Raw genomic sequence first — 26,010 nt, 5'->3', positions numbered from 1 at the left:
ATGGCGCCGCGTATCGCAATCATCGGCGCCGGTGCGGTCGGCGGCTATATCGGCGCCCAGCTCGCGGCGGCGGGCGAGGACGTGACGCTGGTCGACGGCTGGGCCGCCCATGTCGCGGCGGTGCGCGCGTATGGCTTCCGCGTCGACGGCATGGCGCCGGAGGAGACCGCCGCCATCCCCGTCACCATGCTGCATGAGAGCGAGATCGGCCGGCTTGGCGAAGGGCCGGCGATCGACCTCACCTTCATCGCCGTGAAATCCTACGCCACGCGCCACGCGGCCGAGCGGATCCGGCCCTTCCTGGCGCCGGGCGCGCTGGTCGTCTCGGCCCAGAACGGCATCAATGAGGACGTCATCGGCGAGGTGGTGGGGCACGGGCGGGTCGCCGGGCTGATCGCCGCGCGGATCGGCGTGGAACTCGACGGGCCCGGCCATGTGCAGCGCATGGTGCCGCGCGGAAGCCCGGGCATCGACGTGTTCCGCGTCGGTGAACCCGATGGCCGTCTCACCGAACGGATCGAGGCGCTGGGCGCGCTGCTGCGCAAGGTGGATTCGGTCAAGGTCACCACCAATCTGGCCGGAGAACGCTGGTCCAAGCTCGCCGCCAACGCCATGCGCAACGGCGTGTCGGCCGCCAGCGGCCTGTCGATCAACGCGCTGGATCGCGACCCCGCGCTGCGCCGGTTCGGGATCAAGGTCGCCGGCGAGGCGATCCGCGTCGGCGAGCGGCTGGGGTTCGCGCTGGAGTCCATCGGCCCGGTGCCGGCGACGCTCTATGCGCGCGCCGACGAGGGTGATGGCGCGGCGCTGGCCAAGGTTGAGGAGGCGCTGCTGGCGGCGGCCCTCGCCACCAAGGCGCGCAGCGACGCCCAGCGCCCCTCCATGGGGCAGGACGTCGCCAAGGGGCGCCCGACCGAGGTGGAGGAGATCTACGGCCTCGTCATCGCCCGTGCGCGCGAGGTGGGCGTCGCGGTGCCGGCCAATGAACATGTGCGCGCCGTGGTGCGCGAGATTGAAGCGGGCCGCGCCAAGCCGCATCCCGCGCTGCTGCTGAGTTTCGCCAGTCGCGGGACCGACCAGCCCGCCCACGCTGTCTGACCCCTTCGAGGATACTCCAATGACGAAGTTCGCTCCCGACTTTCCTCGCCCTACCCCGGCGCAGATCGCCGCCTTCGCCGATATTGGCACCGCGACGGCGCATGAGGCGTTCGGCCGACGCGGCGCGCTGCATCACGCCATCAAGCCCATCCGCAAGGGCCTGCGCCTGCTCGGTCCGGCCTTCACCGCCAAGGGCAAGCCGGGCGACAATCTCACGGGCCATGCCGCCCTCGCGCTCGCCAAGCGCGGCGACGTGATCGTCTATTCGGCCGAGGCGTTCACCGAGGGCGCGGCGTTCGGCGACGTCATGGCCGAGGCCGCCCTGCAACGCGGTATCGCCGGCGTGCTGATCGATGGCGCGGCGCGCGACGGCAACATCCTGCGTGAGAGCGACCTGCCGGTCTTCGCGCGGGGGCTCAGCCTCAAGAGCCGGGGCGACAAGGATTACTTCGGCCCGCTTGCCGAGGCGATCGTGGTCGGTGGGGTGGAGGTCCACCCGGGCGACCTCATCATTGGCGACGATGACGGCGTCGTGGTGATCCCGTTCGCCGACATCGATTGGGTGGCCGAGGTCGCCCAGCAGCGTTCGGAGAAGGAAACGGCGCTGCGGGCTCGGCTCGCAAGTGGTGCGATCACGACCTGGGATCTGTTCGGTCCAGCGATCCTGCGGCGCAAGGGTATCGACATCGAGATCTGATCGCGCGGCCAGCGGGCGCTGGCTCAATTTGGCAAATTAGGAAGTTTTTCTATGGAAAAGATAAAATTATTGCGGCGTCTGGCGCTGCTTCTGGCCTCTGGCATCGTCGCCTCGGGGATCGCTGCGGCCGGCGCGCCGGCCTTCGCGCAGTCCTGGCCGACCCAGCCGGTAAAGCTTGTGGTGCCCTTCCCGCCGGGGGGTGGCACCGACCTGCTCGCCCGCGAACTCGCCGACAAGCTGTCGAAAAAGTTCGGCCAGTCCTTCGTGGTGGAGAACCGCCCCGGCGCCGGGGCGGCGGTCGGCACGGAATATGTCGCGCGGGCGACCGATGGCCACACCTTCCTGTTCACCTCCTCGAACCACGTCACCGTGCCGGCGCTGAACACCAAGCTGCGCTACGACATCTTCAAGGACTTCAAGCCGATCGTGCTGGTGGCCGATCAGGCGAGCGTGCTGGCGGTCGATCCGGCGCTGCCGGGCAAGGACCTCAAGGAGGTTCTCGCCTACATCAAGGCCAATCCCGGCAAATTCAACTATGGCACGGCCGGCATCGGGTCCGGCCAGCATCTCAACACCGCCTATCTGCAGCAGCTCACCGGCATTGACATCGTGCATGTGCCGCTGAAGGGCCAGGGCGAGATCATCGCGGAACTGCTCGGCAAGCGCATTCAGGTCGGCTTCCTCGTGCTCAGCACCTCGCTGCCCTATTTCAAGAGCGGCGAGATACGCCCCCTCGGCGTCGCCACGGCGGAGCGCAGCAAGTTCGCTCCTGATATCCCGACCATTGAGGAAGCGGGCGTCAACGCCTTCGTCTCTCGCTCCTGGCTCGGCCTGCTGGGCCCGGCCTCCACGCCGGATGCCGTCGTCAAGGAGCTGAATACCGCCATCGTCGACCTCGCCAAGGACCCGTCCTACCTCGCTGTGACCGACAAGGCGGGCATGACGCTGGTGAATTCGACTCCGGCCGAGTTCGAGGCCGAAATCCGCCGCGGCTACGAGCAGTGGAAGCAGGTCGTCGCCACCGCGAACATCCAGACCCAGTGACCCAAGCCGCAGTCGAAGGAAGACACCATGTCCACCGACATCATTCTTGAGCAGCTCCGGCCCTATGCCGACCGTCTGGTCGGCAATCTGGATCCCCGCCTCATCCGCCAGGTCGAGATCGAGCGCTTCGACCCGGCGATCATCGCCGGCTACCTCGCGCTGCCCGATCTCACCTCCATGGTGGCCGACATACTCGACGAGTTCGGCTACGACACCGCCGTGCCCTCCCTGACGCTGCGCCCCCTGGCCACCGGCCAGCGCATCGTCGGTCCGGCGGTCACCGCGCGCCAGTCGCGGGCACGCCGCCTCGCGGGTCATGCGCTGGTCAATGGCGAGAAGCCGCGCGGTGGCGGCATCGATCAGATCACGCTGACACGCGCTGGCGACGTGTTCGTGGTGGATGGCGGCGGCGGCATCGATGCGTCCAGCTTCGGCGGCCTGCTCGCCACCGCCTCGCACGCCAAGGGGCTGGCCGGCATCGTCGTGGACGGCTCGGTGCGTGACAAGGCGAGCATCGTCCGCTCCGGCCTCGCCGTGTGGTCGCGCAGCGTGACGCCTCGCACCGGCAAGCATCGGCTCGAACTGGTGGAGTTCAACGGCACCGTCACCATCGCCGGCGTCCAGATCCGCCCGGGCGACCTCGTGCTGGGCGACGATGACGGGCTCATCATCGTGCCACCGGAAATCGCCGGCGCGGTGCTGGAGAAGGCGCAAGTCGCGGCCTCGCGCGAGAGCGTGCTGGTCGCCGCTCTGGCGGAAGGACGCTCGCCGCAGGAAGCGGCGAAGATCCTGCCGCCGAGCAAATGGTAGCCGCGTGATGACCCATGCTCCGCTCAAGATCGGCATCATCGGTTTCGGCGAGGTCGGTTCAAGCTTCACGCGCGGGCTGCTGGACGGCGGCGGCGTCGATATCGTCGCCTATGACGATCCTCCCGGCCCGACCGAGCGGGCACTCGCGCTGCGGCGCGCGGCCGAGCTCGATGTGAGACTGGCGTTCGAGCCTTCGATCCTGGGCGACCGCGATATCGTCCTCTCCAGCGTCACGCAGGATGCCGCGGCCGTGGCGGCGCGGGCCAGTATCCCCGCGCTGTTGCCGTCGGTCATCTATGCCGACGTCAATTCGCTCGGCCCGTCGGTCAAGGCGGAGGTGGCCGGCATCGTCACCGCGACGGGTCGCGCCTTCGTCGACATCGCCATCATGGGTGCGCCGGCCAGCGGGCTGCACCGTGTGCCGCTGCTCGCCGCCGGCGGTCCGGCGTCGGAACTGGCGGCGCGACTTGCGCCGTTCGGTTTCGACATCCGCGTCGTCGGCGACCGTCCGGGCCAGGCGGCGGCGGTGAAGATCCTGCGCAGTGTGCTGACCAAGGGGCTGGAGACGCTGCTGGTCGAATCGCTGGTCGCGGCGCGCCGTTACGGGCTCGACGGCGAGGTGATCGACAGTTTCGTCGAGATGTTCGAGCGCAAGGGCGCGCGCGACGTCATCGACTTCCTGCTCCGCTCGCATGGGGTACACGCCGGCCGGCGCGCGCTGGAGGTCGCCCAATCGGCGGACACCATCGCTCAGGTCGGCCTCGACCCGGTGGTCAGCCGCGTCGTCTCCGCCCGGCTCGCCGGGCTGGCCGATCTCGGACTCAAGCGGAGTCTGGGCGGCGAGCAGCCGGCCACGCTGGCGCTTGCCATCGCCCATCTCGACGCCGCGCTCGGTCACACCGCCTCACAGGAGACGCTGCTTCATGTCCGCCACGACTAGGAATCGCGACGAGATCGTCGGTGGGCTGCTGATCGCCGCGCTCGGCGCCGGCGTCTCCTATGTCGCCGCCACGCATTACCCCATGGGGACGGCCGCGCGCATGGGAACCGGCTACATGCCCACGCTGCTCGGCGCGGCGCTCGCGGTGCTCGGGCTTCTGGTCACCCTGCGGTCGCTGGTGGCGCCGGAGGGCCGGCCCATCGACGGGCGCGCGGGCGCACGACCGCTGGCACTCGTGCTGGGTTCCGTCATCCTTTTTGCCCTGCTCGTCGGCTCGCTGGGCGTCGTCGTCACCGGCATCATCACGGTGGTCGTCGCCGCCCTTGGCAGTCGCGACGCAAAGTGGCGGGAAGTCGTGCCACTGGCGATCAGTGTGTCGCTCGCCTCGTCCGTCGTCTTCGTCAAGCTCCTCGGCTTGCCGTTCAAATTTTGGCCGTTTCCATGATCAGCATCTGGGATGGTGTCCTGCACGGCTTTGTCGTTGCCGCGACGCCGATCAACCTCGCCTACTGCTTTCTCGGCGTCCTGCTGGGCACCTTCGTCGGCGTCCTGCCGGGAGTAGGCCCGCTCGTCACCATCGCGCTGCTGCTTCCCTTCACCTTTTCGCTGGAACCGACCACGGCGCTGATCATGCTGGCGGGCATTTATTATGGCGCGCAGTATGGTGGCTCAACAACGTCGATCCTGCTGAACATGCCGGGTGAGACCTCATCGGTGATCACCTGCCTCGATGGTCATGCCATGGCGCGCCAGGGCCGCGCCGGGCCCGCGCTGGCCATTGCCGCGCTCGGGTCTTTCTTCGCAGGAACGGTGGCGACCTTCGTCGTTGCCCTGTTCGCGCCGGCGCTGGCGAGCGTCGCTATTCGCTTCGGACCCGCCGATTACTTCTCCCTCATGACACTGGGGCTGGTCGGCGCGATTGTGCTCGCGCAGGGGTCGTTGCTGAAAGCACTGACGATGGTGATCCTCGGCCTGCTGCTCGGCCTCGTCGGCACGGACATCAATTCGGGCGACCTGCGGTTCACCTTCGGCATTCCGGAGATGTCCGACGGGATCAACTTCGTCTCCCTGGCGATGGGGGTGTTCGGCATCGGGGAAATCATCCGCATCCTCGTGCAGCATGAGAAGGAAGGCGGCACGATAATCGAGCACGGAAGGGTGATGCCGACGCGGCAGGATCTCATCCAGTCGGCCGGGCCGGCGCTGCGCGGCTCGATCATCGGCTCGGCGCTCGGCCTGCTGCCGGGTGGCGGCGCGGCGCTCTCGGCCTTCGCATCCTATACGGTGGAGAAGAAACTGGCACGCGACCCCTCCCGTTTCGGCAAGGGAGCGATCGAAGGTGTTGCAGGACCGGAATCGGCCAACAATGCAGCCGCTCAGACCTCGTTCATCCCGCTGCTGACACTCGGCCTGCCGTCCAACGCCGTGATGGCGCTCATGGTCGGGGCGATGATGATCCACGGCATCACACCCGGTCCGCAGATCATGAGGACCGAGCCGGACCTGTTCTGGGGGGTGGTTGCCAGCATGTGGATCGGCAACGCGATGCTGCTGGTGCTCAACATGCCGCTGGTCGGCCTGTGGGTGAAGCTGCTGCGCATCCCCTACCGGCTGCTGTACCCGGCCATCATCCTGTTCAGCTGCATCGGCATCTACAGCGTCTCGAACAGTTCCGTCGACCTGATCGCGGCGGCGGTGTTCGGGCTCCTGGGCTTCGTGCTGGTGGCGCTGCGCTTCGAGCCGGCACCGCTGCTGCTCGGCTTCATCCTCGGTCCGATGATGGAGGAGAACCTGCGCCGCGCGCTGACGCTCTCTCGCGGGGATCCCACCGTGTTCGTGCGCGAGCCGATCAGCGTGGTGCTGCTCATCGCCGCGGCAGCCCTGCTGATCGTCATCATCCTGCCCACGGTAAGGGTCAATCGCGAGAAGGTCTTCGCGGAATAGGGCGACCAAAAAAAATGCATGACTTCGCGAATATTTATGTAAATAGCCTAATTACAGTAAAATTATTTGCTCATTATACTTCGGTGCGGCGTGCTTTTCAGTTGAGCTCCGATGCAATTCGGTGAGGCTCGACTCATGTAACGACTGATCTGTTGCCAATTTTGTCGAGAGTGTGTTTGTTTAATACGTATATCTCTCTGCAGAATCGACGTATTTCGTGCATTTCACTTACGTGAAAGCGTCCGAAAGAGCATCGTCAGCGTCGCATAAGCCACCCACGGTGTGTGCGGCGCTGTCCAGCCGCTAGGCGGCCATTCTCGATGTCCAGCGCTCCGGTGCCTGTGCACCTGACGATAAGATCAGCTATGTCGAAGTTCCAGGGAGAGGCGCGGCTGCCTGGCACGTTCTGCTGCCGCCCGCGATCCTGCCGGCTCGATCAGGACGAGGCCGGTGGCTTCACGCGGCCGGCGGGCTCTTCGTCTCGACTTAGCGGTCTGCCCCTATTGGCTCAGCGCAACCACTTTCAGAACTTTCAGCCCTGCGGCGGCAGAAAGATCGACGCGCGGAGTTTTCAGGTTCTAATAGGTTCGCACGGGCCACTCCGAGATACTTCTTGTCTACCCCGGCCTGACGGCGGTCATTCATGACCGCATATCCCATGCGCTGCAGCAGTTGGGCGCGACCTTCCTTGCACGGCTGATCACCGATATCGCCCACTCGCGGACCGGCATCGACATCCACCCTGGGGCGCAGATCGGCGGCAGCTTCTTCATCGATCACGGCACCGGGGTGTTCATCGGCGAGACCACGGTAATCGGCGAGCGGGTACGACTGTATCAGGCGGTGACGCTCGGCGCCCGCAGCTTGCCGTCCGATGCCCAAGGCGCGTTGATCAAGGGCAACCGGCGCCATCCTATCAGCGAGACCGACATCGTCATCTATGCTGGCGCCACCGTGCTCGGCCGCGTCACCATCGGGCGAGGCTCGAGCATCGGCGGCAATGTCTGGCTGACACATGACGTTCCGCCCGGTAGCGCCATCCCCCAGGCCCATAGCCGAACCACAGGTAGGAATGAGTGATGACTCTTGCTTTCAGGCGGCCCGAATTGGCGGCCCCGCCGGTAGACGATTCCTGTCGCACCGCGCTCAAGCAAGTGGTTGGTAGTGTCGCCATCGCGACAACGGGCGTGGGTGACGAGTGCTGGGCCACGCTCGGGACCGTTTCCACCCTCCCCGGCGAGGTGCCGGCGCTGCTGGTTGCGGTTCGGGTGCGACCCCTCCAACGACCAGCAGTGGACCCCGCTTGACGACAACGTCCCCATCCTGGTGGACGCCATGACGGCTTCGACCGCGCGGTGGAGAACGTCATCGAGCGCGACAGCCATGTGCTCCTGATCGGCCGCATCCGGGCTGCACGAACCATCCCCCAGGGTGATCCGTTGCTGTCATGGCGCGGCGGCTATCGCTCGCTAGTCGGGGCGGGTGATGATTGGGCCCCGCTTATCGAGAGCTATCGGCTGTGAACCGTCATCAGCGCGCGACGGATAGGCAGCCCGAGCAGCGTCCCGACGAGGCAGGCGGCAAGAAACACCCATCCGGAAAGGGCACCGGCGTGAATGCCGGAGAGCAGCACGCCCACCGTGCATCCCAGCGCCGTCATGGCGCCCCACCCCATCAAAGTCCCTCCGACAAGTCCGCTGAACACATCGCGTGCTGACGGCCAGCGCGGCGTGAACTGGCCTGCAGCTAAAGCCGCGGCCAAACTGGCGGCGACGAGGCCACCGATGAAGAGCCCGTTCTCGGACAGCAGAGCCGCCTTGACCGCCGTTGCACAGCCGCGAAAGCTGTCAAGGCCGTGAAGCGTGTCCGGCAGCACGCCGAGCGCCCCGGCGCCGCTGCGCGCGAGGCTGCCGATCTCCGCCGTCACCCCGAGAGGACCGACCCGCAAATAGCTTGCGGCTGACAGCACACCGACGGCCGCACCGCCGATCGCCGCCGGCCAGCGCGCGATAAAGATGGCACGCGCCAGGCCGGAAAGGTCGATGCCAGAGGCCCGCGCTTCGACAACTCTGCCGGGCCGCGCGCGCCACAGGGCGATCCCGCCCAGCAACGCGAGCATAGCTAAGGTCGCTCCAAGCGTGCCGGCATAGCCTAGATAATGCGGCAGCCAGATCATCGGCGCCTCGGAGATCGCCGCCATGTAGAGCGGGTTCCAGGTGAGGAAGCCGAGCACGAACCCCGCCCCCGCCCCCAACAGGGCGAAGGGTGCGGTCGGCGATCCTTCACCGAGCCGATAAAGATGCGCGGAGATGCACGAACCCGACAGCGCCATGCCGAAGCCGAACAGCAGGGCGGCGCCGGCAAGCACAAGGCTAACCGGACCGATATGGGCGTCGGGCGGCAGGCGCTCGGGCGACGGCACCGGCAGCCAGGCGCCGATCACTACGAGATAGCCAGCCGCACCGACCGCCAGCGCGACTAATATCGCCAGCACGCCCCGTGGATCGCCGTCGTCGACCAGATCACGCGTGTGACAGAAAAAGCAGAACCGCGAGCGCTGCAACACCACCCCGAACAGCGCGCCAAGCGCCAGCGAAAGCCCGAGGGATCGCCCTTCGCCGTCGCCCGAAGACAGGTGCAGCACGCTCGCGACGATGGTCGCCGCGACGGCAAGGGAAATGAACACGGGGAGAATACGCATCAAGCCGCCGCATAAGAAACGGCGCGGCGGCACAGGCCCCGCGCCGCAGCCTGGAGGGAAACGTCAAGCGAGATCGTCTACTTGCCCTGCCACACCGTGCCGGCAAGATTGACGACGGGCACGCCGACCGAATTGCCGTACTCGGTCCAGGAGCCGTCATAGTTGCGCACGTCGTAGCCGAGGATGCGCGACAGCACGTACCAGGTGTGGCTGGAGCGCTCGCCGATGCGGCAATAGACGATGATCGGCTTGGAGCCGTCGACGCCGGCATCGGCATAAAGCTTCTTGAGCTCTTCCTTCGACCTGAACTTGCCGGTCTCGGCATCGACCGCCTTCGACCAGGGCACATTCTTCGCGCCCGGCACGTGGCCGGCACGGATCGACAGTTCCTTGGAGCCTTCCGGGGCGAACAGCTTGCCGGAGAACTCGTCACCGGACCGGATATCGACGATCACCGCGTCCTTCTTAGCCTCGACCACCTCGAGCACATTGGCGAGACGGGCGCGCAACTCCGGCTTTGCTGGCAGCAATGTCAGGTCGGACTTGGCATAGGACGGTGCCTTGGTATCGAGCGGCAACGCCTGCTTCTCCCACAGCTTGCGCCCGCCATCGAGCAGCTTCACCTGGTCGCCGAGACCGTACTGGTTGAACACCCACGCACCCCAGGCGGCGAACCAGTTGTTGTTGTCGCCATAGAGGACGATCGTGGTGTCCTTGGTCACGCCGGCCTTTTCAAGCAGCTCCTCGAACTTGGCCGGGCTGACGATGTCGCGTTTCACGGGATCGACCAGATCGGTGTGCCAGCTGATGTTGACCGCGCCCGGCACATGGCCGTGCTCATAGACTCCGGGATCGACGCTCACCTCGAATACCCGGACTTTCGGGTTTTCCAAGTTTTTGGAGAGCCATTCGGCATCAACCAGCGGTCCCTGCTGAGCGCTGACAGGGGACACTATTGCAGTCAGCAGGACGCCAACGAGCAATCCACCCGCCAGACGGAGGTTCGACATGGTATACTCCTCAGATTGCTTGACTCTGTTGGGATCTCAAAGCTCTGAGGCTGATAATTACGCAACGTAATATGACGGTCAATATATTTATATAAAATTAGTATATTATCGTTTGCGTTCAGCGAGGCAGGGCCGGCCCACTGTGAGGCCGGCCCGAGGCTTCACGTCAGGACGCGCCCTTCCTCACGGCATCGGCCACCACGATCTTCTTCGGCAGAAGCCCGAGCCCGAAGAAGGTATCGGCGACTAACTGCTGGTCCGCGATAACCTTCGGGGTGAGCGCTGCAACGCCGAAGCTTTGCCGTCCGACAGCGACGCTCAGAATGGGCGCCGGGATGCCGGTGATCGGCGCCAGTTCGGCGACCGCCGCCGCCGGGTCTTTCTGGATCCACTCGTCCGTCTCGCGGATCGATGCGATCAACGCGTCAATCACTGCCGGGTTGGCGTCGGCAAACTTCCGCGAGCCGAGATAGAACTGGTAGTTCGGCACGATGCCCTCAGCCGTCGTCAGTACGCGCGCGCCGATCGCCAGCTCGGCCGAAGCCTGGAACGGGTCCCAGATCGCCCAAGCATCGAGCGCGCCCTTCTCGAAAGCGGCGCGGGCATCGGCTGGCGGCAGGAATTTGGTCGTGATGTCGGTATAGGCGAGACCCGCCTTTTCCAGCGCCTTGACCAGCAGGAAGTGGACGTTGGAGCCCTTGTTGAGGCCGACCGTCTTGCCCTTGAGCTCCGCCACCGACTTGATCGCGCTGTCCTTGGGCACAAGGATCGCCTCGCCCTTGGGCGCCGGCGGCTCGTTGGCGAGGTAGAGCAGATTGTCGCTCGCGGCCTGCGCGAAGATCGGCGGCGCTTCGCCGGTCTGGCCGATATCGATGGCGCCGGCGTTCAGCGCTTCCAGCATTTGCGGCCCGGCGGCAAACTCCGCCCACTTCACTGTCACGCCCAGCGGCTCCAGCTTCTTCTCCAGAATGCCGCGGCCCTTGAGCAGCACCAGCGTGCCGTATTTCTGGTAGCCGACGCGCACTTGCGTCTCGGCGGCGAAGCCCGCGCGCGAGCCGAGGGCGAGGGCGAGACCTGCGGCCCCGGCAAGCGCGGTGCGGCGCGTGATCGACGTCATGGTAAGTCGTCCTTCTTTGCAACGTTAAAATTGGAAGGATAAGGAGCCCGCCGCCCTATGAGCCCAGCAGTCGCTCCAGAATGAGGCCTTCGAGCCGCGCGCTGTCGGCGTTGCCGCGTCGACGCGGACGTGGCAGCGGCACGTCGAGGTCCAGCGCGATGCGGCCGTCATCGATCAGGATGATGCGGTCGGCGAGCGCCACGGCTTCGGACACATCATGGGTCACCAGAACGGTGGTAAAGCCCTGCTCGCGCCAGATACGCTCGACGAGGCGCTGCATCTCGATGCGGGTGAGCGCATCAAGCGCGCCCAAGGGTTCGTCCAGCGCCAAAATCTGCGGGCCGCTGATCAACGCCCGCGCCAGCGCGACGCGCTGCTTCTGGCCGCCGGAAAGAACGGACGGCCACTCGCCGGCCCGATCGGCAAGCCCGACCTGCGCCAGCGCTGCAAGCGCGCGCTCATGACGTTGCTCGCCCCTCACCTCAGGCGGCAGGCCGACCTCGACATTGGCCAGCACACGCTGCCACGGCAGCAGGCGCGGCTCCTGGAACATGATGCGGGTCAGGCCCTCTAGTGGCTTACCGTCCGAGGTGATCGACCCGCCGGATGGCTGGTCGAGCCCGGCGAGCAGCCGCAGAAGCGTGCTCTTGCCGCAGCCGCTCTTGCCGACAATGGCGATGAACTGCCCCGCCTCAATCTGCAGATCGATCCCGTCGAGCACGCGCTTCGCGCCGAAATCGCGGCGGACCGCGTTGAAGCTCGCAGCAATGCCTCCGGCAACCGGTGGCTCGGCAGCGCGCTGTGGAACATTCAGAGGGCGAAGCGGGGCGTTCATCGCTCAACCCTCGGTTTTCTGAAATGAGGGGTGCCACTTCAGGCTCGCCCGTTCCAGTACCGTCGTCACGACGTCGGCCAACTTGCCAAGCAGCGCGTAAATCACGATCGCCAGCACAACGATGTCGACGAGCAGAAATTCACGCGCCTGCATTGCCATGTGGGCGAGCCCGGATTCGGCGGCAATAGTTTCGGCAACGATCAGCGTCAGCCACATGATGCCGAGCGCAAAGCGCAGCCCGACGAAGATCGAGGGCAGTGCGCCCGGCAATACGACATCGCGAAACAGCGTCCACCGCGTCATGCCGTAGGCACGCCCCATCTCGATCAGTTGCGGGTCGACGCTGCGCACGCCGTGCAGCGTGTTGATGTAGATCGGGAAGAACACGCCGAGCGCGACGAGGAATAGCTTGGCCTCTTCTTCAATCCCGAACCACAGGATCACCAGCGGGATCAGCGCCAGATGAGGAATATTTCGGATCATCTGCAGCGTGGTGTCGCTATAGCGGCGCGTGAGATCGGAGAGTCCGTTGGCAATGCCGAGGACGAAGCCGATGCTGCCACCCACCGCGAGGCCCGCCAGAGCGCGCGCCGTGCTCACCGCCATATGATGGATGAGTTCGCCCGATTTCAGAACCTGCCAGCCGGCACTGGCCACGGCGGATGGCGCGGGTAGCACGTTGGGCGCGAGATAGCCGACGCGCGACAGGACTTCCCACACCACCAGCAGCAGCGCGGGCAGGAACCAGCCGGCGATCCGCGCCTCGAAACGGCCAAGCACAGCGGCGCCTGGCGTCCCCTTGCGGCTGGCCCTTGCCGTGCCGAAGCGGGCGCTGCGTTCCACAAGCGACATGTCAGGCCGCCTCTTCGATCGTCGCGTGAGGCTTCATGCGCCGCGCCGTCAGGGCGTGAACCGCCTCCTCGACGACGCGCGCGAAGCGCTCCTGCGCCGCGCCGGGGCTGACGATTCCATTGGCGAAATCATTCTCGGTGAAGAATGCGCCGGTGCCGAGCGGCTGTGCCTGGAAGAAGGCGAAGAGGGGCCGGAGCTGATGCTCGATCACCAGCGCATGGCGCTCGCTGCCGCCGGTGGCGAGTAGCGCGACCGGCAGCCCGACAAGGCCACGATAATCCAGGAAATCAACGAAATGCTTGAACAGGCCGGAATAGGAGCCCTTGTAGACCGGCGAGCCGACGACCAGGAAATCGGCTTCCTCCACCGCCCGCAACGCTGCCTCGATCGGCTCGCTGGCCGGGCGCGTCCGCAGCGCGCCAATCCCGTCCAGCCCGGCGATGTCGACGAGTTGCGTGGTGGTTGCGAGACCGGCCACGCTTGCCTGCGCACTGATGCGCCCGAGTGCCAGATCGACCAGCGACAGCGTGCGCGAGGGGAAAGACAGGCCGCCGCTCAGTCCCACGATCTTCAGCGGCTCGACGCTCAAACTACCGGCTTTCAACAGGGTCATGTCGCATCTCTCATCGGTTCGACAGGGCGGACAAATGCCTCGTGAGCAAAAAGCCGATCCCCGCCACATAGGTCTTGCACAGTCAAAACTAATAATCTATCGATTTTATATATATTGCAATCGGGACCTCGCTTATGAACGTCTCCCTTACCCGGCGCGCTTTTACGGCCCTTGCCGCCATGGCCGCCGCGACGAGCCTTGCGGGCCTTCCCGCCGTCGCTGCATCGCCGGCAGAGATCCGGGTTGATTGGGCGACCTACAGCCCGGTCTCGATCGTGCTGAAGGACAAGAAATTCCTCGAGGAGGAATTCGCCAAGGATGGCACCACCATCCGCTGGGTGCAGTCGGCGGGCTCGAACAAGGCGCTGGAGTTCCTCAATGCCGGCTCGCTCGATTTCGGCTCGACGGCCGGAGCGGCGGCATTGATCGGCCGGGTCAACGGCAACCCAATCAAGTCGATTTATGTCTATTCGCGCCCCGAGTGGACAGCGCTGGTGACCCGCAAAGACAGCGGCATCTCCAAGGTCAGTGATCTCAAGGGCAAGAGCGTTGCCGTCACGCGCGGCACCGATCCGCACATCTTCCTGATCCGCGCGCTGGCCGCCAACGGCCTGACCGACAAGGACGTGCGTTTCGTCCTGCTGCAGCACGCCGATGGCCGTCTAGCGCTGACGCGCGGCGATGTCGACGCCTGGGCGGGGCTCGATCCGCTCATGGCCTCAGCCGAACTGGATGATGGCGCCGTGCTGTTTTTCCGCGACCCTGCCGCCAATAGCTGGGGCGTGCTCAATGTGCGCGAGGAGTTCGCGAAGGAAAACCCCGAGATCGTCAAGCGCGTTCTCGCCGCCTATGAGAAGGCGCGCAAATGGGCGGTCGAGAATCCTGCGGACCTCGCCGCCCTGCTGCAAGGCGCCACCAAGCTGCCCGCACCGGTCATCGCTCGCCAGCTTGAGCGCACCGATCTGACATTCGGCCCGATCGGCAACGAGCAGAAGCAGACCATCATCGCTTCCGGCAAGGCGCTGCAGGAAGCCGGCGTCATCGCCGCCAGCGTTGACGTTCCCGGCACCGTCGACGCGCTGATCGATTCCCGCTACCTGCCGCCGGGGCCCTGAGATGAGCGCCGCCGAGGGCATCGTCGAAACACCCAGCGCGCCGCCGAGGCGCCGCTGGCGCGTGAGACGCCCCGGGGTACAGCTCCAGGGCTGGCACCGGGTACTGCTCGGCCTCGCCCTGCCGGTTGGCGCGGCGCTCGCCTGGGAAATCGCCATTCGCACGGGCCTTAGCCAGGGACGGCTGCTGCCGGCGCCGACGACGATTCTGGCAACGCTCAATGATCTCGCCCGCAACGGCGATCTCGCCCTTCATATCCGCGCGACCCTCGCCCGCGTCGCCGCGGGTTTCGCGCTCGGCATCGCCGCCGGCACGCTACTCGGCGTGCTGGCGGGGGCTTCCAGCCTTGCCCGCGCGCTGATCGACCCGACATTGCAGGGATTGCGCGCCATTCCCTCCATCGCCTGGGTGCCGCTTTTCATCCTCTGGCTCGGTATCTTCGAGGCCTCCAAGATCAGCCTGATCGCGGTCGGCGTTGTCTTCCCGGTCTATCTCGGCACTCTGGGCGCCATCCTCTCGGTCGATCGCAAGATCATCGAGGTCGGCCGCAGCTTCCGCCTGACCCGGCCGCAGCTGGCCCGCCGCATCCTGCTGCCGGCGGTGCTGCCGCACTACATCGTGGCCCTGCGCTCCGGGCTCGGCCTCGGCTGGATGTTTGTCGTCGCCGCCGAGTTCATGGGCGCCTCGGAAGGCCTCGGCTATCTGCTGGTCGATGGCCAGCAGCTCGGCAAGCCGGCGCAGATCGTCGGGGCCATCGTGGTCTTCGCCGTGCTCGGCAAGCTGACCGACGCGTTGCTGGTGGTCGCGAGCGCGCCGCTGCTGCGCTGGGAAGACACCGCGCAGCGTGCCGCGGCGGCGGAGGGCTGAGCGATGCTGCGTATCGAGAATATCGGCAAGACCTACCCCTCCGGCGCCCAGGCGCTGGCCAATCTGACGCTGAACGTGCGGCCGGCCGAAATCCTCGCCGTGGTCGGCGGCTCGGGCTGCGGCAAGAGCACGCTGCTGCGCCTGATCGCCGGCCTCGACCGGCCGAGCACCGGCCGCATCGACCTCGATGGCGAGACCGTTACCGCGCCGCACCCGGCGATCGGCATCGTGTTCCAGGAGCCGCGCCTTCTCGCCTGGCTTAGCGTCGCGGAGAATATCGGCTTCGGCATCGCCCATGTGCCGCGCGCCGAGCGCGCCGCGCGCATCGAGGCGGCACTCCAGCGCATCGGCCTTGCCGGGCACGGCGACCGCTGGCCGCGCGAACTCTCCGGCGGCCAGGCCCAGCGCGTGGCGCTGGCCCGCGCGCTGGTCGCCCGGCCGCGCGTGCTGCTGCTGGACGAGCCGTTCTCCGCGCTCGATGCTTTCACCCGCGCCGATCTTCAGGACCACCTGCTCTCCTTGTGGGAAGACACCCGCCCGACGCTGGTGCTCGTGACCCACGACATCGACGAGGCCCTGTTGCTCGCGGATCGCATCGTCGTCATGCAGCCTCACCCCGGTCGCATCGGCGCGCTCCTCGATGTCACGCGGGAGCGTCCGCGCGCGCCCGGCGCGCCTGATGTCGAAACCCTCAAACGCCAGATACTGAACGTCCTCGGTCCCATCCGCCGCCAAGCGGCGGTGCCAGCCGCCGCAGAATAGGAAAACCCATGTCTCACCCTGGCTCCTCAAACGACGGACTGAATGTCCTGTGGTTCCTGCCCACTCATGGTGACGGGCGCTATCTCGGCACCGGGATTGGTGCGCGCGAGGTCGATATCGATTATCTGCGCCAGGTCGCGCAGGCGGCCGACCGGCTGGGCTATTACGGCGTGCTGATCCCGACGGGTAAGAGCTGCGAGGATAGCTGGCTTGTCGCCTCGGCCCTCGCCCCGGCCACGAAGCGCCTGCGCTATCTCGTGGCGGTGCGCCCGGGCCTTGCCTCGCCGACACTTTATGCCCGCATGACCGCGACGCTCGACCGCATCTCGGACGGACGCCTGCTCATCAACATCGTCACTGGCGGCGACCCGGTGGAGAATGCCGGCGACGGCATCTTCCTCAATCATGACGAGCGCTACGCGGTCACCGACGAGTTTCTGCAGGTCTACCGCCGCCTGCTGGCCGGCGAGCACGTCACCTATTTCGGCAAGCACATCAAGGTCGAGGACGCCCATCTGCTGTTCCCGCCGCAACAGGCGAACGGCCCGGCGCTTTATTTCGGCGGCTCCTCGGAAGCGGCGAACAAGGTCGCGGCCGAGCATGTCGACAAGTACCTGACCTGGGGCGAACCTCCGGCGGCCGTCGAGGCGAAGATCAAGCAGGTGCGGGCGCTCGCCGAAGCCGAGGGCCGCAAGGTGAGCTTCGGCATTCGTCTGCACGTTATCGCTCGCGAGACCGACGCCAAGGCGTGGGACGCAGCGGAAGACCTCATTCGCCACCTCGACGATGACACCATCGCCGCAGCACAGAAAGTGTTCTCCCGTCTCGATTCGGTTGGCCAGGCGCGGATGAGCGCCCTGCACGGCGGTCGTCGGGACCAGCTTGAGGTCAGTCCCAATCTGTGGGCTGGCGTTGGACTGGTGCGCGGCGGTGCCGGCACGGCCCTCGTCGGTTCCGGCGAGACGGTCGCCCATCGCATCCGCGAATATGCCGATCTCGGGATCGACAGCTTCATCTTCTCCGGCTACCCGCATCTGGAGGAAGCCTACCGCGTGGCCGAGCTGGTGCTGCCGCGCCTCAAGCTCAATCACTCGATCGCGCAGGCAAGCGGCAAGGTGAACACCGGCCCCTTCGGCGAGACCATCGCCAATGACTACCGTCCCCCGGTGCGCGCGGCACAGTCGTGAACGTGCCTCTGGAGGACAGGGTGATCGACACCCGAGTGGCCATTATCGGCGGCGGCTTCTCCGGGGCTGCCGTCGCATGGCACCTGCTGCGCCAGCAGCGGGAACTCGACCTCGTCATCCTCGAGCCGCGGGCGGAACTCGGCCGCGGCCTCGCCTACAGCGCCGCCGACCCGCAGCACCGCATCAACGTGCCAGCAACGCGCATGTCGCTGATCCCGGACACACCGGATCACTTCAACGACTGGCTGGAGACCTCCGGGGCGCTCGACGGCGACCCCGCCGCCCGGCATGAGGGGCGCAGCTTTCCCTCCCGCGCGGTGTTCGGGCTGTATGTGTCACAGGCGCTGGCGGCCTTTGCCCCGCGCCTCCACCATATCCGGGCGCGGGCAGAGGACATCGCCTCGGTTGACGGGCGCTATCACATCGCGGCGTCCGATGGCACGCTGATCCGGGCGGATATCGTGGTGCTGGCGGTGGCCCATGCCGCGCCTTCTGCCCCGCGCGCCGTCGAAGCGGCGCTGGACGGCCATCCCCGCTATGTCAGCGATCCCTGGCAGTCCGGCGCCTTTGATGCCATCCGGCCAACCGACCGCGTGCTGATCATCGGCACCGGCCTCACCATGGCGGACATCGTGGCGAGCCTCGAGGCACGCGGCCATACAGGCGAGATCCTCGCCATTTCCCGGCGCGGCCTGCGCTCGCGAGGCCACCCCGCCGCGCAGCACGATCCCGCCGGCGATTTTCTCACGCCGCCCATCCGCACCACCGGAGATCTGGTGCGCCGTGTCCGTGTCGCGGTGGCCGAAGCGGCGCAGCAGGGCAAGAGCTGGCACTGCGTGCTCGACCAGGTGCGCCTCCAGGGCAGTGCGATCTGGCAGGGCCTGCCACTGGCCGAGCGGGCCCGATTGCTGCGCCACCTGCGCCCGTTCTGGGACGTCCACCGCTTCCGCATCGCCCCGCAGATCGAGGACGTGCTGGACCGCCGGATCGCTGCCGGTACGCTCGCCGTCCGTGCGGCCTCGCTGAAGTCGGTCACGCGAGAGGGGGACGTCATCCATGTCGGGCTCCGCACGCGGCGCGACGGCGCGCTGGTGCAGGAGCGCTTCGACGCGGTCATCATTGCCACCGGGCCTGCCCACGGCTCGGTCTTCGCCGCCAACCCGGCGCTTGCCGCGCTGGAGGCGCACGGGCTGGCCCGCCCCGATCCGCTGCGGCTTGGCATCGACGTGACCCCCGAAGGCGAGGCGATCGATGCCAACGGCATCGCGCAGCCCACGCTGCTGGTCGCCGGCCCGCTCGCGCGGGGCACGATCGGCGAGCTGATGGGATTGCCCGACGTGACCCATCACGCCATCCGCATCGCCGGGACTGTCGATCGGGCTTCGCAACGCCGAGAGTCGGAGCGGGCGGCTTAACGCCGTCCAAAAGAAATCTACTGTATTAGTAGATTTATTCTTGACCGCTCGCGGCGCCTCTGCTCAGATACCTTACCGACGCTGGAGCACTGCCTCCGCATTGGCCGCCCGGCCGGCGTCGCGCAGAGGGGCGCATCATGACTTGGACCTGTCGACGCCGCTGACCGCCCGCCGGGGCAGCCGGCTCTAGCCATCGCCACATCGCAGTCGGCCGACACGCCGGCGCCACATGAGCGCCGCGACGGCGCACCCATGGAAATTCCAATGTCCAGCATCTCCCGCCGCGGCGTTCTCGCCGCCACCGCCGCGCTTGGTCTCTTGATCGCTCACCCCGCCGTCGCCGCCGAGTTCACCATCGCCTATCAGACCGGCGCCGACCCGGCCAAGGTTGCCCAGGCCGCCGGCACCTATGAGGCCGCCACCAAGTCGACGATCAACTGGCGCAAGTTTGATTCCGGCGCCGACGTGATCGCCGCCATCGCCTCCGGCAGCGTGCAGATCGGCTATGTCGGCTCCTCGCCGCTCGCCGCCGGCGCCAGCCGTGAACTGCCGATCGAGACGATCTATGTCGCCGCTCTGCTCGGTGATGCCGAGGCGCTCGTCGTGCGCAACGGCTCCGGCATCGAGAAGCCGGCGGACTTCAAAGGCAAGAAGGTCGCCGTCCCCTTCGTCTCCACCACCCATTATTCGCTGCTGGCGGCGTTCAAGCATTGGGGAGTCGATCCCAAGAGCGTCGAGATCCTCAATCTGCGCCCGCCGGAGATTGCCGCTGCCTTCACCCGCGGCGACATCGACGCCGCCTATGTCTGGGACCCCGCGCTCGGCAAGATCAAGGAAACCGGCAAGGTCTTCACCTCCTCCGCCGAAGTCGCCAAATGGGGCGCCCCGACCTTCGACGCCTGGATCGTGCGCAAGGACTTCGCCAAGGCGAACCCCGAGATCGTCGCCCAGTTCGTCAAGGTGACTGCCGATTCCTACGCCGATTTTGCCAAGAACGGCGCGACCTGGACGGCGGCCTCGCCGCAAGTCGCCGCCATCGCCAAGCTCACCGGCGCCAAGCCGGAGGAAATTCCCGAGCTCTTGAAGGGCAACAAGTTTCCCCTCCTGGCCGACCAGCTCTCCGAAGGCCTTCTCGGTGGCGGCACGGTCGAGGCGGTCACCCAGACGGCCGCCTTCCTCAAGGAGCAGGGGCGGATCGACGCCGTGCTCAGGGATTACGGCCCCTATGTCAGCCGCGCGCCGGCCGAGCAGGCCGCCAAGCTGAACTGAGGTTCCTTGCTGACTGACGTTCCTTCTTTCGTTCCCGAGCGTCGCGGATGGTGAGACCCGCGACGAACTTAAGGCCCGGCATTCGGCCCGTTTCGACGGTCCCGGTGTCGGGCCCCTTTTCTCACCGCTCCTCATGAGGCTCACGACGCTCATGACCGTCTCGATGAAACTGACGATCTTCCGCCTCGGCATGCGCTTTCCGCTCCCGCACGGCGGTGAGGTCGAGGTGCTGCGTGACGTGAACCTCGACGTCCCCGCCGGTGAACTGGTGCTGCTGCTGGGCGCCTCCGGCTGTGGCAAGTCCACCCTGCTCAACGCCATAGCCGGCTTCACCACGCCGACGGAAGGCGAGGTGTGGGTGGATAAGCGGCGCGTCACCGGCCCCGGCGCCGATCGCGGCGTCGTCCTTCAGACCGACGCGCTCTATCCCTGGCTGAACGCGCGCGACAATGTCGCCTTCGGACTGCGTCTGCGCTCCATTGCACAAACCGAGCGTACCGTCCGCGCCGAGGAAGCGCTCGCTTTGGTCGGCCTGGCCGGCAAGGGTGACCATGCGACATGGCAGCTCTCCGGCGGACAGCGCCAGCGCGTGAGCCTTGCCCGCGCGCTCGTCGCCGATCCTGACATCCTGCTGATGGACGAACCCCTCGGCGCACTCGACGCGCTGACCCGCGAGCAGATGCAGGATCTCGTGCTGGAGGTCTGGCAGCGCACCGGCAAGACCATCGTCTTTGTCACCCACAGCCTCGACGAGGCGCTGTATCTGGGCACGCGCCTTGTCGTGCTGGCCGGGCCGCCAGGGCAGATCGTCCTCGACGAGCCCCTCCCCTTCGCCCGCCGCGCCCTCCGCGAGGGCGGCGGCGCGAAAATCAAGTCCGCGCCCGACTTCGCCGCCGCCCGCGAAAGGTTGCGCGGGGTGATCTTTGCTGGAGCCCAGCCATGAGCCTTCATCCCGCTCCCTTCGTCCGTCCCGTCCCGGTAACGGAGCTCTCCCTGCCGTTCATCGTCCCGGCCGAAGGCGTGCCACGTGACGCGGACCAGACCGTTGACCGTCAGCGGACCACAATCTCCCTCCCCGCGATCCCGGCGCGGGTTGCGATATCGCTGGGCACGATCGCTGGCTTCCTCGCACTGTGGTGGCTCGTCACAGCGCTCCAGCTCGTCCCGGCGCTGTTCCTGCCCGCGCCTGGCGCCGTCGCGGAAAGGCTTCTCCGCCTTGCGAACGAAGGCTTTGTCGATGCCACCCTTGCCCAGCATCTGGGCGCAAGCCTTATGCGCGTCTTCGCGGCGCTGCTGGCGGCGCTGGTGCTCGGCGTGCCGGCGGGGTTCGCCATCGGGCTCAGCGCGGTGGGGCGCGGCATCCTCGATCCGGTGGTCGAGTTCCTCCGCCCGATCCCGCCGCTCGCCTATCTGCCGCTGGTCATCATCTGGGCCGGTATCGGCGAAACCGCCAAGGTACTGGTGATCGCCCTGGCCATGTTGCCGCCAATCATCATCGCCACCGCCTCGGGCGTGCGCGCGGTCGACCGCAACCGGGTGAATGTCGCGCGGGCGCTCGGCGCGACACCGGCGCAGGTGCTGCGTTTCGTGGTGCTCCCCTCGACACTGCCCGCCCTCCTCACCGGCACCCGCATCTCGCTGGGCGCGGGCTGGTCGACGCTGGTCGCCGCCGAACTTGTCGCCGCCACGCGAGGCGTCGGCTTCATGATCCAGTCGGCGGCGAACTTCCTCGCCACGGACGTGGTGCTCGCGGGCATCATCGTCATCGCCGCTGTGGCGTTCGCCTTCGAATGCGCCGTGCGCCTCATCGAGCGCACATTCGTCGGATGGGCCGGCAGAGGCTAGGCTGCCGGCCATTGCTCGACGTCTCCGTGTCCGGTGCCGCGCGGCCTTCCTGCGTGGCCGGCAGCCAGATCAGAAGAACCCCTTGGCCGGCAGCCGCGTCCCGTTCGCCTCGAAGGCGCCGATGGCTGCCGCCTTGGTCACACCGGGATTGTGCGTCGCGAGGGTCCGGGCGTTGCGCCAGTGGCGATCGAGGTTCCTGGCGCGGCTGGCGGCGCTGGCGCCCGCGAGATCGAAGATGCGGCCAGCGCTGCGAATGGCGAGTTCGTCCACGATGAGCTTGGCCCTTGCCGCGGCAAGAGCGGCGTCGTGGGCGAGGGCCGCGTCGTCGTGTCCGCTGTCGCGCGCGGCGCCGACGGCATCGAGCACCTCGGCGGCCGCGAGCACGGCAGCTTCGGCCGCGAAGGCGTCGGTCGACAGCTCGCCGAGCACCTGCTGCAACAGCGGATCGTCCGCCGGCCGCTCGGCGTTGGCGTAGTAGAACGTGCGGGTACGCCCCAGCAGCAGCCGCCTTGCATCGTTCACCACGGCTCGCGCGATGCCGGCGACGATGGCGGTCACGTAGAGCTGCGCCAGCGTGTTGGAATAGGCGTGGCCATAGCCCACCCCGTCGGCATCGAAGACGACCTCGGCGCCCTCGACCCGCACATGGCGGAAATGGCCGGTGCCGGAGGCGGTAAGGCGCTGGCCGACCCCGTCCCAGTCATCGACGATCTCGATCCCCTCGCGCCGTACCGGGATGATCACAGACGCGAGCCGCTCGTCCGGCGTCGCCGCGCGCACCAGCACATAGTCGGCGTAGAGCGTGCCGGTGGTGTAGTATTTGGTGCCCTCCAACCGGAAGCCGTCTCCCTCCGGGGTGATGGTCGTCGCAGGCAGCACGCCGCCGGCCGACTTGGCGCCCAGTTCAATGTTGCCGAGGCCGAAGATGGCGCCCCGCGCGATGGCTTCCTGCCAGACGCGGCCCTGGCCCTCCCGGGCCCAGCGCACATAGAGCTCGTTCACGGTGAAATGGTTGCGGAAGATGTGCGCGACGTTGGAGTCGGCCGCGCCGAGCCGGATAACGATCTTCAGCAATTGCCGGAAGGTGAGCCCGGCATGGTCCGGGCCCGGCAGGCGAAGCGCGCCATAGCCCGCCTCGCGCAGCAGGGCGACCTCGGCGAAGGGGAGGATCCGCTCGCGTTCGCGCTCGCTGGCCCCGGCCTCGATCCGGTCGAACAGCGGCTGAAGGCGTGCAAGTTCGGCCTCCCCATCGGCGGGAGGCCGAAGGAAGGAAGCATCGACGGGCTTGTTCATGACACCCTCACACCACGGCCACGTAATCGGTGACCTTCACCTTCTCCGGCAACACCTTGCGCTCGCTCAGCCAGTCCGCAGCGGTCTGGAACTTGGTGAGGAAGCCTTCGTCGGTGACGGAATAGGGGGTGTATTTGCGCTTCAGCGAGATGAAGTGGTCGCGCACGGCTTCCGGGTATTTGAGCCCCTTGAAGGCGATGGTCTCCGCCTCGACATTGTTGGCGTTCGCCCACTCGGCCTCCGCGACGATCGCGGCGTTGAAGGCGCGCACCAGGTCGGGGTTCTCCTCGGCAAATTTGCGGCGCGTCAGATAGGTGTTGAAGTCGATCTGGAACGGCAGGTCGCGCTCCTCGATGAACACATCCTGTGCGTCGTACTCGACGCGGGCGATGTCCACACCGGGGCTCCACATCGACCAGGCATCGACCTTGCCGGCGGCCAGCGCCGGGGCGGCGTCGGGCGGGTTGAGATAGACGAAATTGACCTTGGAGCGGTCGATATTGTGCTTCTCCAGCGCCGCGACGACGAGAAATTCGCCGAGGCCGGAGCGGTTCACCGCCACCGACTTGCCGATGAGATCTTCGACCTTGGAGATGCCGGAGCTTTTCTTGGCGATGATCGCGGTGGTGCGGGGCTCATAGATGAAGAACTGGGTAAAGACGAGCGGCGAGCCGGCGAGGATCGCCGCCAGCGCCGGCGTCGTGCTGCCGCCGAAGGCATAGTCGGCCGTGCCGCCGGTCACCGCCTGCATGGTCGGCGCATGATTGGGGAATGGGCCGATCCATTCGACCTTGATGCCCTGGTCGGCGAGCCGCTTCTCCAGCGCCCCATGCTCCTTGGCGAGGTAGCTCAAGCCGAAATAACCCCAAGTCAGGCGCAGCGTGTCGGTGTTACGCCCGGTCGCGGAGAATGACGGGCTTGCGCTGGCGAGACCCGCCGCCGCCACGCCGGCGAGCGATGTCGCCAGAAACCTGCGGCGCGACGGGATGAGGATCGAGTTCGGCATGGTGATATTCCTGTTAAATCAATGAGATGGTTATTTTTCATTGCCGACGGAGACGCCAAGCTCGCTCAGCAGTTCGGCGCGTGCGGCGGCCACGTCCTGGTCGGGGGTAAGGCGATGTTCGGCGGCGATGACGCCGTCGCGCATGACGAGGATGCGATCACCGAGCCGGATCGCCTCGTCGACATCGTGGGTGACCAGCAGAACGCCCGGCTGGTGACGGGCGACAAGGTCCTTGACGAGGCCGTGCATGCGAAGGCGGGTCAGCGCATCGAGCGCGGCGAAGGGCTCGTCCAGCAGCAGCAGCTTCGGCTCCTGCACCAGCGCGCGGGCCAGCGCCACGCGCTGCGCCTGCCCGCCGGACAGGTTGCGCGGCCAGTCGTCGAGCCGGTCGCCGAGCCCCACCTCCCCCAGCGCCGCAGCGGCGCGCGCGCGGGCATCGCCGGCACGCAAGCCGAGCGTCACGTTGCGCCACAGCGTCTCCCAGGGCAGCAGCCTGTGCTCCTGAAACACCACCGCCGGGCGGCCCGGCACCTCGATCGTGCCGCCCTGAACCGGGTCGAGCCCCGCCAGGGCGCGCAGCAGCGTGGTCTTGCCGCAGCCACTCTCACCCAGAAGCACGACGAACTCGCCCTGCCCGATCACCAGATTGAGGTGGTCGATGACACTCCGCTCGCCATAGGCACGGCGCAGATTCGAGACCACCACGGCGTTCTTCTGGAACGCCTCGGCCCGCGGCTGCACGGTCATCGCCCGGCTCCATAGTTCGGGTGCCATTTGAGCAGGCGGCGTTCGAGCAGCCGCGCGAGGCTGTCGGCCGCCACGCCGATCATCGCGTAGATGATGACGGTCAGCACGATGACGTCGGTGCGCAGGAACTCGCGGGCGTCGAGCGCAAGAAAGCCGAGCCCCGCCTGCGCACCGATGGTCTCGGCGACGACAAGGGCGAGCCATGCGGTCGCCAAAGAGAAGCGAACGCCCGTGAGGATGGAGGGCAGCGCGCCCGGCAGGACGATCCGCGCGATCAGTTCCCAATTGCTCAGCCCCTGCACGCGGCCAAGCTCCACCAGCTTCGGGTCGACCTGCCTTATGCCGAGCGTGGTGTTGACGTAGATCGGAAAGGCGACACCAAGCGCGACAAGGAAGATCTTCTGCCCCTCCCCCACGCCCAGCCAGACGATGACGAGCGGCAGCACGGCCAGGAACGGGATCGCCCGCACCATCTGCACGCTGCGGTCGATGAAAGCCTCGGCGATGCGGGAAAAGCCGACCAGCGTGCCGAGCGCGAAACCGATCCCACCGCCAATCGCAAAGCCGACCGCCGCGCGCAGCAGGCTGACGGCGAGGTCGTGCAAGAGAGTGCCGGAAACCGTGAGCTTGTAGGCGGTCAGGGCCACTTTGCTGGGCGCCGGCAGGAGGTGCGGCTCGATCCAGCCAAAGCGCGCCAGCCCCTCCCAGACGATAAGCAGCAGCACCGGCACCAGCCAGGACAGGGCGACGAGGCCGTTCTGCCCGAGCCGAATGCCCGGCAACGGCGCGGACGAATAGGTCCGGCCCTCAGTGGCGGCAAACTCGGTGGTCACACTCATTCCGGC

The 26,010-nt window shown here is 67.0% G+C and carries 26 protein-coding genes and 1 pseudogene; 17 read left to right on the top strand and 10 right to left on the bottom strand.

Features of this window, described 5'->3' with window-relative positions; all coding sequences use genetic code 11:
* The 9 genes and pseudogenes from FHS55_RS03050 (at position 1) to FHS55_RS23215 (ending at position 8,056) form a co-directional block, all read left to right on the top strand.
* Positions 1 to 1,098 carry a ketopantoate reductase family protein gene (locus FHS55_RS03050; RefSeq protein WP_183188183.1) on the top strand — a complete coding sequence of 366 codons (1,098 nt, stop codon included), beginning with the start codon at positions 1 to 3 and terminating at the stop codon, positions 1,096 to 1,098.
* A gap of 19 nt (positions 1,099 to 1,117) precedes the next feature.
* The gene (locus FHS55_RS03045; protein WP_183188182.1) at positions 1,118 to 1,795 is read left to right on the top strand and encodes an RraA family protein; all 678 of its coding nucleotides are present in this window, start codon (positions 1,118 to 1,120) and stop codon (positions 1,793 to 1,795) included.
* Between the two features lie 51 nt (positions 1,796 to 1,846).
* Entirely contained in the window at positions 1,847 to 2,839 is a 993-nt protein-coding gene (locus FHS55_RS03040; RefSeq protein ID WP_183188181.1) for a Bug family tripartite tricarboxylate transporter substrate binding protein, read from the top strand.
* Positions 2,840 to 2,866: 27 nt separating this feature from the next.
* A complete protein-coding gene (locus FHS55_RS03035; RefSeq protein WP_183188180.1) occupies positions 2,867 to 3,649 on the top strand; it encodes an RraA family protein in 783 nt (260 codons plus the stop codon).
* 7 nt (positions 3,650 to 3,656) lie between these two features.
* Positions 3,657 to 4,589 (top strand): NAD(P)-dependent oxidoreductase, encoded by a 933-nt coding sequence (locus FHS55_RS03030; RefSeq protein ID WP_183188179.1) that lies wholly within the window; start codon positions 3,657 to 3,659, stop codon positions 4,587 to 4,589.
* Positions 4,573 to 5,034: a tripartite tricarboxylate transporter TctB family protein gene (locus FHS55_RS03025; RefSeq protein WP_183188178.1), complete on the top strand. Its 462-nt coding sequence runs from the start codon at positions 4,573 to 4,575 to the stop codon at positions 5,032 to 5,034. The genes FHS55_RS03030 and FHS55_RS03025 overlap by 17 nt, the downstream gene beginning before the upstream one ends.
* Positions 5,034 to 6,533: a tripartite tricarboxylate transporter permease gene (locus FHS55_RS03020; protein WP_425485782.1), complete on the top strand. Its 1,500-nt coding sequence runs from the start codon at positions 5,034 to 5,036 to the stop codon at positions 6,531 to 6,533. Before FHS55_RS03025 ends, FHS55_RS03020 begins: the two co-directional genes overlap by 1 nt.
* A gap of 603 nt (positions 6,534 to 7,136) precedes the next feature.
* Positions 7,137 to 7,613: pseudogene (locus tag FHS55_RS03015) on the top strand (serine O-acetyltransferase); the annotation flags it as partial.
* 275 nt (positions 7,614 to 7,888) lie between these two features.
* A complete protein-coding gene (locus FHS55_RS23215) occupies positions 7,889 to 8,056 on the top strand; it encodes a flavin reductase family protein (RefSeq protein WP_210286819.1) in 168 nt (55 codons plus the stop codon).
* Here the strand turns inward: FHS55_RS23215 and FHS55_RS03010 are convergent.
* The 6 genes from FHS55_RS03010 to FHS55_RS02985 all read right to left on the bottom strand — a co-directional run bounded on the left by FHS55_RS03010 (position 8,044) and on the right by FHS55_RS02985 (position 13,661).
* The gene (locus FHS55_RS03010; RefSeq protein WP_343055950.1) at positions 8,044 to 9,267 is read right to left on the bottom strand and encodes a YeeE/YedE family protein; all 1,224 of its coding nucleotides are present in this window, start codon (positions 9,265 to 9,267) and stop codon (positions 8,044 to 8,046) included. The genes FHS55_RS23215 and FHS55_RS03010 overlap by 13 nt on opposite strands.
* Positions 9,268 to 9,311: 44 nt before the next feature.
* Positions 9,312 to 10,244 (bottom strand): sulfurtransferase, encoded by a 933-nt coding sequence (locus tag FHS55_RS03005; RefSeq protein WP_183188176.1) that lies wholly within the window; start codon positions 10,242 to 10,244, stop codon positions 9,312 to 9,314.
* A 166-nt stretch (positions 10,245 to 10,410) separates the two neighbouring features.
* On the bottom strand, positions 10,411 to 11,361 hold the full coding sequence (locus tag FHS55_RS03000; RefSeq protein WP_183188175.1) for a sulfonate ABC transporter substrate-binding protein: 951 nt from the start codon (positions 11,359 to 11,361) through the stop codon (positions 10,411 to 10,413).
* 55 nt (positions 11,362 to 11,416) lie between these two features.
* Positions 11,417 to 12,196 carry an ATP-binding cassette domain-containing protein gene (locus FHS55_RS02995; protein ID WP_183188174.1) on the bottom strand — a complete coding sequence of 260 codons (780 nt, stop codon included), beginning with the start codon at positions 12,194 to 12,196 and terminating at the stop codon, positions 11,417 to 11,419.
* Between the two features lie 3 nt (positions 12,197 to 12,199).
* A complete protein-coding gene (locus FHS55_RS02990) occupies positions 12,200 to 13,048 on the bottom strand; it encodes an ABC transporter permease subunit (RefSeq protein WP_246339777.1) in 849 nt (282 codons plus the stop codon).
* A gap of 1 nt (position 13,049) precedes the next feature.
* Positions 13,050 to 13,661: an NAD(P)H-dependent oxidoreductase gene (locus tag FHS55_RS02985; RefSeq protein ID WP_183188173.1), complete on the bottom strand. Its 612-nt coding sequence runs from the start codon at positions 13,659 to 13,661 to the stop codon at positions 13,050 to 13,052.
* 134 nt (positions 13,662 to 13,795) lie between these two features.
* On the opposite strand from FHS55_RS02985, the gene FHS55_RS02980 reads away from it, so the two are divergent.
* The 8 genes from FHS55_RS02980 to FHS55_RS02945 all read left to right on the top strand — a co-directional run bounded on the left by FHS55_RS02980 (position 13,796) and on the right by FHS55_RS02945 (position 22,119).
* Positions 13,796 to 14,776: an aliphatic sulfonate ABC transporter substrate-binding protein gene (locus FHS55_RS02980; RefSeq protein ID WP_183188172.1), complete on the top strand. Its 981-nt coding sequence runs from the start codon at positions 13,796 to 13,798 to the stop codon at positions 14,774 to 14,776.
* Between the two features lies 1 nt (position 14,777).
* The gene (locus tag FHS55_RS02975) at positions 14,778 to 15,641 is read left to right on the top strand and encodes an ABC transporter permease (RefSeq protein ID WP_183188171.1); all 864 of its coding nucleotides are present in this window, start codon (positions 14,778 to 14,780) and stop codon (positions 15,639 to 15,641) included.
* A gap of 3 nt (positions 15,642 to 15,644) precedes the next feature.
* Complete coding sequence (locus FHS55_RS02970; protein ID WP_183188170.1) at positions 15,645 to 16,403, top strand: ABC transporter ATP-binding protein; 759 nt, start codon at positions 15,645 to 15,647, stop codon at positions 16,401 to 16,403.
* A gap of 8 nt (positions 16,404 to 16,411) precedes the next feature.
* On the top strand, positions 16,412 to 17,590 hold the full coding sequence (gene ssuD, locus FHS55_RS02965; protein ID WP_183188169.1) for an FMNH2-dependent alkanesulfonate monooxygenase: 1,179 nt from the start codon (positions 16,412 to 16,414) through the stop codon (positions 17,588 to 17,590).
* Between the two features lie 20 nt (positions 17,591 to 17,610).
* Complete coding sequence (locus FHS55_RS02960) at positions 17,611 to 19,005, top strand: FAD/NAD(P)-binding protein (RefSeq protein WP_343055948.1); 1,395 nt, start codon at positions 17,611 to 17,613, stop codon at positions 19,003 to 19,005.
* A 264-nt stretch (positions 19,006 to 19,269) separates the two neighbouring features.
* Entirely contained in the window at positions 19,270 to 20,274 is a 1,005-nt protein-coding gene (gene tauA, locus FHS55_RS02955) for a taurine ABC transporter substrate-binding protein (protein ID WP_183188168.1), read from the top strand.
* Between the two features lie 163 nt (positions 20,275 to 20,437).
* Positions 20,438 to 21,217, top strand: coding sequence for a taurine ABC transporter ATP-binding protein (locus FHS55_RS02950; protein ID WP_183188615.1), 780 nt, complete (start codon positions 20,438 to 20,440; stop codon positions 21,215 to 21,217).
* The gene (locus FHS55_RS02945) at positions 21,214 to 22,119 is read left to right on the top strand and encodes an ABC transporter permease subunit (RefSeq protein WP_183188167.1); all 906 of its coding nucleotides are present in this window, start codon (positions 21,214 to 21,216) and stop codon (positions 22,117 to 22,119) included. The genes FHS55_RS02950 and FHS55_RS02945 overlap by 4 nt, the downstream gene beginning before the upstream one ends.
* 69 nt (positions 22,120 to 22,188) lie before the next feature.
* Here the strand turns inward: FHS55_RS02945 and FHS55_RS02940 are convergent, their stop codons facing one another.
* From FHS55_RS02940 to FHS55_RS02925, 4 genes are read right to left on the bottom strand one after another with little or no spacing between them, the layout of a single operon-like run.
* On the bottom strand, positions 22,189 to 23,412 hold the full coding sequence (locus tag FHS55_RS02940; RefSeq protein WP_183188166.1) for an acyl-CoA dehydrogenase family protein: 1,224 nt from the start codon (positions 23,410 to 23,412) through the stop codon (positions 22,189 to 22,191).
* Positions 23,413 to 23,419: 7 nt separating this feature from the next.
* Positions 23,420 to 24,418, bottom strand: a complete 999-nt coding sequence (locus FHS55_RS02935) for an NrtA/SsuA/CpmA family ABC transporter substrate-binding protein (RefSeq protein WP_183188165.1) — start codon at positions 24,416 to 24,418, stop codon at positions 23,420 to 23,422.
* Positions 24,419 to 24,448: 30 nt separating this feature from the next.
* Positions 24,449 to 25,165 (bottom strand): ABC transporter ATP-binding protein, encoded by a 717-nt coding sequence (locus FHS55_RS02930; RefSeq protein WP_183188164.1) that lies wholly within the window; start codon positions 25,163 to 25,165, stop codon positions 24,449 to 24,451.
* Positions 25,162 to 26,004 (bottom strand): ABC transporter permease subunit, encoded by an 843-nt coding sequence (locus FHS55_RS02925; protein ID WP_210286818.1) that lies wholly within the window; start codon positions 26,002 to 26,004, stop codon positions 25,162 to 25,164. Before FHS55_RS02925 ends, FHS55_RS02930 begins: the two co-directional genes overlap by 4 nt.
* Positions 26,005 to 26,010 lie beyond the last annotated feature (6 nt).

It is taken from the genome of Ancylobacter tetraedralis (genome assembly GCF_014195655.1).
GTDB classification, from domain to species: Bacteria; Pseudomonadota; Alphaproteobacteria; order Rhizobiales; family Xanthobacteraceae; genus Ancylobacter; species Ancylobacter tetraedralis.
Note: the sequence above shows the minus strand (reverse complement) of the source record. Positions and strands in the feature narration are given on the sequence as shown.

Coding starts and splice junctions, on each gene's coding strand:
- FHS55_RS03050 (WP_183188183.1), top strand. CDS start 1: ATGGCGCCGCGTATCGCAATCATCGGCGCCGGTGCGGTCGGCGGCTAT.
- FHS55_RS03045 (WP_183188182.1), top strand. CDS start 1,118: ATGACGAAGTTCGCTCCCGACTTTCCTCGCCCTACCCCGGCGCAGATC.
- FHS55_RS03040 (WP_183188181.1), top strand. CDS start 1,847: ATGGAAAAGATAAAATTATTGCGGCGTCTGGCGCTGCTTCTGGCCTCT.
- FHS55_RS03035 (WP_183188180.1), top strand. CDS start 2,867: ATGTCCACCGACATCATTCTTGAGCAGCTCCGGCCCTATGCCGACCGT.
- FHS55_RS03030 (WP_183188179.1), top strand. CDS start 3,657: ATGACCCATGCTCCGCTCAAGATCGGCATCATCGGTTTCGGCGAGGTC.
- FHS55_RS03025 (WP_183188178.1), top strand. CDS start 4,573: ATGTCCGCCACGACTAGGAATCGCGACGAGATCGTCGGTGGGCTGCTG.
- FHS55_RS03005 (WP_183188176.1), bottom strand. CDS start 10,244: ATGTCGAACCTCCGTCTGGCGGGTGGATTGCTCGTTGGCGTCCTGCTG.
- FHS55_RS03000 (WP_183188175.1), bottom strand. CDS start 11,361: ATGACGTCGATCACGCGCCGCACCGCGCTTGCCGGGGCCGCAGGTCTC.
- FHS55_RS02995 (WP_183188174.1), bottom strand. CDS start 12,196: ATGAACGCCCCGCTTCGCCCTCTGAATGTTCCACAGCGCGCTGCCGAG.
- FHS55_RS02990 (WP_246339777.1), bottom strand. CDS start 13,048: ATGTCGCTTGTGGAACGCAGCGCCCGCTTCGGCACGGCAAGGGCCAGC.
- FHS55_RS02985 (WP_183188173.1), bottom strand. CDS start 13,661: ATGACCCTGTTGAAAGCCGGTAGTTTGAGCGTCGAGCCGCTGAAGATC.
- FHS55_RS02980 (WP_183188172.1), top strand. CDS start 13,796: ATGAACGTCTCCCTTACCCGGCGCGCTTTTACGGCCCTTGCCGCCATG.
- FHS55_RS02975 (WP_183188171.1), top strand. CDS start 14,778: ATGAGCGCCGCCGAGGGCATCGTCGAAACACCCAGCGCGCCGCCGAGG.
- FHS55_RS02970 (WP_183188170.1), top strand. CDS start 15,645: ATGCTGCGTATCGAGAATATCGGCAAGACCTACCCCTCCGGCGCCCAG.
- ssuD (WP_183188169.1), top strand. CDS start 16,412: ATGTCTCACCCTGGCTCCTCAAACGACGGACTGAATGTCCTGTGGTTC.
- tauA (WP_183188168.1), top strand. CDS start 19,270: ATGTCCAGCATCTCCCGCCGCGGCGTTCTCGCCGCCACCGCCGCGCTT.
- FHS55_RS02950 (WP_183188615.1), top strand. CDS start 20,438: ATGAAACTGACGATCTTCCGCCTCGGCATGCGCTTTCCGCTCCCGCAC.
- FHS55_RS02945 (WP_183188167.1), top strand. CDS start 21,214: ATGAGCCTTCATCCCGCTCCCTTCGTCCGTCCCGTCCCGGTAACGGAG.
- FHS55_RS02940 (WP_183188166.1), bottom strand. CDS start 23,412: ATGAACAAGCCCGTCGATGCTTCCTTCCTTCGGCCTCCCGCCGATGGG.
- FHS55_RS02935 (WP_183188165.1), bottom strand. CDS start 24,418: ATGCCGAACTCGATCCTCATCCCGTCGCGCCGCAGGTTTCTGGCGACA.
- FHS55_RS02930 (WP_183188164.1), bottom strand. CDS start 25,165: ATGACCGTGCAGCCGCGGGCCGAGGCGTTCCAGAAGAACGCCGTGGTG.
- FHS55_RS02925 (WP_210286818.1), bottom strand. CDS start 26,004: ATGAGTGTGACCACCGAGTTTGCCGCCACTGAGGGCCGGACCTATTCG.